This is a genomic window from Haloactinopolyspora sp. (assembly GCF_027324685.1).
GTDB lineage: Bacteria > Actinomycetota > Actinomycetes > Jiangellales > Jiangellaceae > Haloactinopolyspora.
The window spans coordinates 1-7089 of sequence record NZ_DAHVSH010000118.1; the positions used below are offsets into that span (position 1 = coordinate 1).

The window sequence follows — 7089 nt, forward strand, 5'->3', positions numbered from 1 at the left end:
CGCACACGTCTGTCTGGCGTTGTCCGCAGCCGGCCATGCCGCCGCCGGAGGGCCGGTACACCTGACCGGGCAGACCGTGGTCGGCTGGCTTGCGCTGAGCGTCGTGTGTGTGGCTGCTGCCCAGCGCCGGCGCAGCTTCGCCGGAATCGGCACCGTCGTCATGCTGTCGCAGGTCGCACTGCACGTGATGATGACGCTTCCGTCCAGCCACATGGATCACGGCATGCACGGCGGCGACATGGCATTGATGCCGAGCCCGATGATGATCGGCGGGCACATCGTGGCGACCGCGCTGGCCAGTGCGCTGCTGGCCTACGGCGAGCAACTGATCTGGGCACTGTGGAGCTGGGCCGGTCTGCCCCGGGTGCCGAGCACGCGACTGGTTGCGGCCGGTGCCCAGCTCGCCGTGGTCCCCACCGCCGACCGGGCCCCCGCAGACGGGCGCATTCCTGCTGGTGGAGCAACTCGACGGGGACCGCCTGCGGCGTGAGCCCGCGCCGTTGATCGCCGGCGGCGCAGGCTCTCGCGCGCCCATCCCGTCGAACGTGCCGGCCCGCGCTCAACCGGCCGGCTGCAAGGAGCCCCCTCATGAAATCTCCCTTGCCCACCATCGCCCGCCTGGCCGGCGCCACCTGCGGTGCCGCTGCGCTCGTCTGCGCCTCCGCAGCGCTGGCCGGCGCCCACGTCACGGTCAGCCCCAGCGAAGGCAGCGCCGGCTCATACGCGGTGCTGACCTTCTCCATCCCGCACGGCTGCGACGGATCACCGACCACGCGGGTCGCCATCCAGATCCCCGAGCAGATCCTCAGCGTCACCCCGACGGTCAACCCGAACTGGACCGCCGAGGCCGTCATGGTGGAGCTGGACAGCCCGGTCACCGACAGCCACGGCACGCAGCTCACCGAACGCGTCGGCCAGGTCGTCTACACCGCGTCCACTCCCCTGCCCGACCACCTGCGCGACGCGTTCGAACTGTCGGTCCAGCTCCCCGACAGCGCCGCCGGGCAAACCCTCGCCTTCCCCACGGTGCAGACGTGCCAGGACGGCGAGACCGCCTGGGTTCAGCTCGCCGCCGAGGGACAGGACCCCGACTCGCTCGACGCACCGGCGCCGCTGGTCACCGTCACCGAGCCCGAATCGGAGAACGCCGAGGAGTCCGCGGCCGAGTCCGCCGCCGAAGACACCGCGGCCGAGTCCGCCGCCGAAGACACCACCACCCTCGCGGACGACGAGCCCGCCGGAGCTGCCACGGCCGCCGACGACGACTCCGGTTCCGGCACCGGATGGGGCGTCGCCGGGCTGGTCGCGGGGATGATCGGCGCGGCCCTCGGCGCCATCGCGTTGCTGCGTACCCGCCGGGTGGCGTGACAGCCGAACCGGGCCTGGTGAGTCGGCGAGCGGCTGTGCTCGCCGCGCTCACCGGGCTGATCTTCGTGCTTCTGGCGGCGGTGGGTGACACGCCCGCGGCCGCGCATGCGCAGTTGGAAGCCACCGATCCGGCGGACGGGACGGTCGTGGCCGACTCGCCCGGCGAGGTGACGCTGACGTTCAGCGAACCGGTCCACCTGGTCGACAACGGCGTGCGCGTCCTCGACCCCTCCGGTGCCGACGTCGACGTCGTGACCCGCGCGCTGGACGAGCAGGTCATCGCCGAACTGCCCGCCGAGATCGACGACGGCACCTATGTCGTGAGCTGGCGGGTGATCTCCGCCGACTCGCACCCGATCGCCGGTGCGTTCACCTTCAGTGTCGGTGCGCCCAGTCAGACCACCGTCGACGTCGCCGGCGAGGAGGAACGCGACGCCGTAGACCTCGTGACCTACCTCGTCCACGGCGTCGGGTATCTCGGCCTGCTCGGCGCTGCGGGTCTCGTGGTGTTCCAGATGGTCCTGCTGCCCGCTCGCTTGCGCCCGTCCGCTGGTGCGCGGCGGATCCGCGCGTTGACCTTGGTCGGCGCCGGCCTCGCCGTTCTCGCGCAGTTGGTCTCGCTACCGCTGACCAGTGCCCGCCAAACCGGAGACGGCCTGGAGGCCGTGGCCGACCCGGACGCGTGGGCCACCCAGCTCAGCGCTGGTCCCGGTCAGTCGGCGTGGCTCGCAGCGGCCGGGCTCGTCGTCGGTGCGGCCGTGACGAGATGGGCGCGACCCGGCCCCGGATCCGTGGGACTGGCCCTCGCGGCGGCGGGGCTGGCCGTGGGCTCACTGGCGGTGGTCGGGCACACGCGCACCTTCGGTCCGGGCTGGTTGGTCGTGGCCAGTGACGTGCTGCACGTCAGCTGTGCCGCGATGTGGTTCGGCGGCTTGATCGGGCTGTGGGTGATCTTGCGCGACACCCACGTCGATCCCGTGCCGGCGGCCGTGTTGGTCTCGCGGTTCTCCGCGACGGCTGCGTTCCTGGTCGCGGGCCTGGCCGTCGCCGGTGTGCTCCTGGGCTGGCGGATCGTCGGTTCTTGGGCGGCGCTGTTCGGCTCGGCATACGGGATCACCTTGCTCGTCAAGGTCACCCTCGCCGGTGCCGTGCTGGTCGTGGCCGCCTACAACCGCTACCGGCTGCTGCCCCGCATGGCCCGCGCCCCGGCGGCGTCGGGCCTGCGGCGCACGGTGGGCATCGAGGCGTCGGTCATCATGGTGATCCTGGCTCTCACCGGCTTCCTCGTCGAGCAGAATCCGCGCGAAGACGACGACACGGCCGCGACACCCGCCGTCGTCGCCGCGGACGGCGAGCTAGGTGCGGGTCGCGTCGAGTTGACGCTGGCACCCGGCGCGCGTGGTTCCAACACGCTGGAGTTCCACCTCACCGATGCCGCCGGGGCTGCGTTGACACCGCATCACCCGCCGACGGTACGGCTCACCCAGCCCGACACCGACCTCGGCCCGTTCGAGTACGAGGCCACCTCGACCGCTCCCGGTTCATACGAGACGACGGTGAACGTGCCACTGTCCGGCGAGTGGATCGTCGAGGTCGTCGTTCGGGTCTCCGAGTTCGACGAGCCGATCGCCAGAGTGCCGGTGGAGGTGAACTGACGATGTGACGACATCGGGGGCGGTCTGCTTGCATGCTGCCCATGACACCTGCGTGCCCGTCGCCTGCCGATCACCCGCCGCAGTGGTTCACCACCGCGCTCGCCACCCCGGCCGAGCAGGCGAGCACCACGGTCGACGGCGCGGCCATCGCCTATCGCAGCTGGGGTTCAGGCGCTGACCGGGGCCTCGTCCTGGTCCACGGCGGCGCCGCGCATTCGCGGTGGTGGGATCACGTCGCGCCGCTGTTGACCGGGGCCGGAAAGGTCGTCGCGCTGGACCTGTCCGGCCACGGCGACAGCGATCGCCGGGACAGCTACGACCTCGACACGTGGGCGCACGAAGTCCATGCGGTCGCCGCAGCCGCCGGGTTCAGCCGGCCGCCGGTCGTGATCGGGCACAGCATGGGCGGGTTCGTGACCTTGCGGGCCGCGGCCCTGTTCGAGGCGCAGATCGACGGGGCGATCGTCGTCGACACGGCGGTGCGCGACATCACGCCGGAAGAGTTGGCGGCGCGCGAGCGGCGAGCCTTCGGCCCGCTGCGTACCTACCCGGATCGTCAGACTGCTCTCGCGCGGTTCAGGACGGTTCCCGAGCAGCGCACGCTCCCCTACGTCGCCGCGCACGTCGCCGAGACGTCGATCCGGGCGGTCGAGGGCGGATGGACGTGGAAGTTCGACCCGCGCATCTTTCTCCGCCCGCATTTCAGCCCGGACCTGCTGACGCGGCCGGACTGCCGGGTCGCGGTGTTCCGAGCCCAGCACGGCATCGTGTCCACCGAGATCAGCGCGGCGATGTACGACCGTCTCGGCCGGGCGGCGCCGGTCATCGAGATCCCCGCCGCCGGGCACCACGTCATGCTCGATCAGCCCCTCGCACTGGTCACCGGGGTGCGCACGTTGCTGGCCGACTGGGACCACTCGAAACCCGAGACCCCCGGCTGACTCAGGGGTCAGGCGGGTCAGGTGCGGGCTCGCTGGACCTCTCGGCGTACGGCGGGGACGACCTCGGCGGCGAACAGCTCAGTGGTGGCAGCATCGTCGGAGGCCAGGATGAAGCCGCTGGTGCCGTAGGTCAGTGTGGTGTCGGTGAGCTCGTCCACCCACTGCTCCGGCGGGCCGTCGAGGAACCCCCGGCTCGTGGAGCTGAACTGTCCGCCGATGTTGAGGAACCGACGTACGTCGCTGGGGTCCCGCCCGGCGGTCTCGGCGCCTTCGTCGATGTACTTGTTCAGCTCGGCCAGGTCGGCGACACCGCCGGACAGGTATTGCAGAGACGGCAGCCAGCCGTCGGCGATACGGCCGACGGTGCGCAGGATCCGCGGTTTGTAGGCCCCGATCCAGAGGTTCGGCCGGTGGGCCGGAGCCGGCCCGCGTTTGGCACCTCGCACGGAGTAGTGCGCCCCGTCCATCCGCACGCCGCCGCGCTGTTCAGTGGCCCAGATGTCGCGGATGATCGCGACGGCTTCCTCGAGCGCTGTGATCGACTCACCGGGGCTGAGCCGGCGCCCACCCATCGCTTCGACGCCGTCCCAGAACGCTCCGGCGCCCAGACCGAGCTCGATACGCCCACCGGACAACAGGTCGGCGGTGGCGACGCTGCGCGCCAGCACCGTGGGCATCCGCAGCGGCAGATTGGTGACGTTGGCGGTCAGATGGATGCGCTCGGTCCGCGCAGCGGCATAGGTGATGAGCGTCCACGTGTCGTGGAAGGCCGCGACGTAGGGATGGTCTTGGAACGTGACGAGGTCCAGCCCGGCTCGCTCGGCGACGACGGCTTGCTCGACGGCGTGGTGCACCGGCCGGCTCGTGGGGGTCACGAAGGTACCGAACAACAGATCGTGTCCGTAGTCGTTCATGCGGTGCTCCTGATGGGGGTGGGTGCGGCCATGAGGTTGAAGTTGTCGCGGAACAGGTTGGCCGGGTCGAACCGGGCTTTGAGCGCTTTCAGCCGCACCAGCGTGTCCGGCGGGAACGCCTCGGCGAGCCGGTCCGGGCTGGTGTCAGTCTCGAAACTGAGGTAGGTGCCGGTGAGGTGCGCTCGCAGCTCGTCCCATCGCTGATCGAGGCGCTGGGCGTTGCGTCCCATCACGGTGATGTGGAAAGCAGCATCACGGTGGCTGAAGGCCGTCGCGGTCGCATCGACGTCGGCGATGGCCCCACCCATCGTGCGGAGCTGGAACCACTGGGCCGCGCCACTGGTGAGCAGATTCGCGCTGACGGCGGCGACCTCGGGGGTGAGCGCGTCGATCAAGCCCGAGCGCGCGATCGGCTCGCCGCGCCCTTGGTGCGCAGTGTCGGGGAACATGTTCATCACGGCGGCGTACGGCGCGATCACGGCGTGTTGCTGAGCCAAGGGCGCGAGCGCGGCCAGCGGCTCGAGCCGCGACACGACGACGTTCGGGTCGTCAGAGGCGACCATCGCCATCACGTGGGCGCTGTCAGGACCGCCCATGACCAGGAACGCGGTCGTGTCTCGCGGCGCCTCGGCGGCAGCACGACCGAACTGCACGAGGAACGCCGCGGGATCGGTGACGCGGAAGGCCAGCTGGGCCCAACCGACGTCGGGAACCTCGTCGACGACGAACTCGAACGCGGTGGCGATGCCGAAGTTCGCTCCGGCGCCGCGTACCGCCCAGAACAGGTCCGGCTCTTCGGTGTGACTGGCGCGAACCAGCGAACCGTCGGCCAGAACCAGCTCGGCCGCTTGGAGGTGGTCGATGGTCAGCCCCTGTTGCCGACCGAGGAACCCGATGCCGCCCGCGGTGGCCAAGCCCCCGACGCCGACACCGCCGTAGTCGCCGGAGGTGAGGGCCCAACCGTGGGGGTGCAGCGCGGTGGCGACGTCGCGCCACCGGGCTCCCGGCCCGATCCGAACCAGACGCCGGTCGGCATCGAGTACCTCGATGTCGTTGAGCGCGCCGACGTCGATGACCAGACCGCCGTCGTTCGTGGACCGCCCGCTGATGCCGTGACCGCCACTGCGTACGCCGAGCGGCAGGTGCCGGTGCCGCCCCGCGTAGGCCACGGCGTCGGCCACCTCCGCCGTGGTCCGCGGCCGCAGCACCAGGCCGGGCGCTCCGCCACGCATGTAGGTCGACCGCACAGCGGCGTATCGCACATCGCCGGGCTCCACAGCGGTTTCCGCGAGTGTCGCTGGCAGCGCGTCGTAGTCGATGCCGGGGCGGCGACGGGCCCGGACGTCGGCCCGGCGCAGTGGCCGCGTCGTGATCGTCCCACCGGCCACCGCTTGCTCGGCGGCTACGTGCAGCGGTGCGGTGACTTCTTCGGCGAAGGTTTCGAGCCGCTCGATGGTGATCGCGTCGTCGACCCGCAGCACGACGGTGCTGATGCGGTGGTCGGCGATCAGCGCCGCCACCTGTTCGATCTCGGCGTCGGCGCTGCCAGGCAGGGTCACGACGCGCTGGAGCTCACGCGGGTCGCGCCCGGCACGTGTCGTCTCGCGTTCGAGCTGTCGCAGCCGTTGAACGAGTTGTTGCGTCCCCGCGTCATCGAGGTGGTCGATCCACCCGTCACCGACCTGTCCGGCGACTTCGATCGCCGAGGACTCCGGCCCGCCCAACCACACGGCGATGTCGTGCGCCGGCAGTGGACCGGGCTCAGCTCCGGCCACCTGGTAGCGACCGTGGTGGTGGACCCTGTCGGCCGAGGTGTCCCACATCCGGCGCAGGATGGTGACTGCATCGGCCGATCCGTCGGCCAGTCCGAGCGTGACCCGGCCTGCGGCGAGCAGATCGAGGCTCGCTGCCGCCCGCGCCAGGACGCTGGGATGGCGCTGGGACAGATCCAGGCTCGACGCCACCAGGGCGATGCGCTCGGTACGCCCGGCGATCCAACTCAGCAGCGTCCACGGCTCCCATGCCGCTTCGTCGGCGGGCGTCGGTACGACCACGTAGTCGTACCCGAGCCGCTCGGCCGCGCCGGCCAGTTCGACTGCCGTCGACGGGTCGTCCACCGAGCCCAGGTCGATGCCGAGCCGGAGCGCACGCACCTGTCCGCTCATCCCGCTCCTTCCGTGATCGCGCCGCATCTAGTTGATGCATCACCTA

The 7089-nt window shown here is 71.0% G+C and carries 6 protein-coding genes; 4 read left to right on the forward strand and 2 right to left on the reverse strand.

What is annotated here, in order from left to right:
- The 4 genes from M6444_RS13385 to M6444_RS13400 form a co-directional block, all read left to right on the forward strand.
- The coding region (locus M6444_RS13385; protein ID WP_298328137.1) for a hypothetical protein at window positions 1-490 on the forward strand (490 nt) is incomplete at its 5' end.
- Window positions 491-588: 98 nt separating this feature from the next.
- Window positions 589-1368 (forward strand): YcnI family protein, encoded by a 780-nt coding sequence (locus M6444_RS13390; RefSeq protein WP_298328140.1) that lies wholly within the window; start codon window positions 589-591, stop codon window positions 1366-1368.
- A complete protein-coding gene (locus M6444_RS13395; protein ID WP_298328143.1) occupies window positions 1365-3023 on the forward strand; it encodes a copper resistance protein CopC in 1659 nt (552 codons plus the stop codon). The genes M6444_RS13390 and M6444_RS13395 overlap by 4 nt, the downstream gene beginning before the upstream one ends.
- A gap of 41 nt (window positions 3024-3064) precedes the next feature.
- Window positions 3065-3964, forward strand: a complete 900-nt coding sequence (locus tag M6444_RS13400) for an alpha/beta hydrolase (protein WP_298328146.1) — start codon at window positions 3065-3067, stop codon at window positions 3962-3964.
- A 17-nt stretch (window positions 3965-3981) separates the two neighbouring features.
- Here the strand turns inward: M6444_RS13400 and M6444_RS13405 are convergent, their stop codons facing one another.
- Together M6444_RS13405 and M6444_RS13410 are read right to left on the reverse strand one after the other, a co-directional pair.
- The gene (locus M6444_RS13405) at window positions 3982-4878 is read right to left on the reverse strand and encodes an LLM class flavin-dependent oxidoreductase (protein ID WP_298328149.1); all 897 of its coding nucleotides are present in this window, start codon (window positions 4876-4878) and stop codon (window positions 3982-3984) included.
- Window positions 4875-7043 carry an LLM class flavin-dependent oxidoreductase gene (locus tag M6444_RS13410; protein ID WP_298328152.1) on the reverse strand — a complete coding sequence of 723 codons (2169 nt, stop codon included), beginning with the start codon at window positions 7041-7043 and terminating at the stop codon, window positions 4875-4877. The genes M6444_RS13405 and M6444_RS13410 overlap by 4 nt, the downstream gene beginning before the upstream one ends.
- Between the last annotated feature and the right edge of the window lie 46 nt (window positions 7044-7089).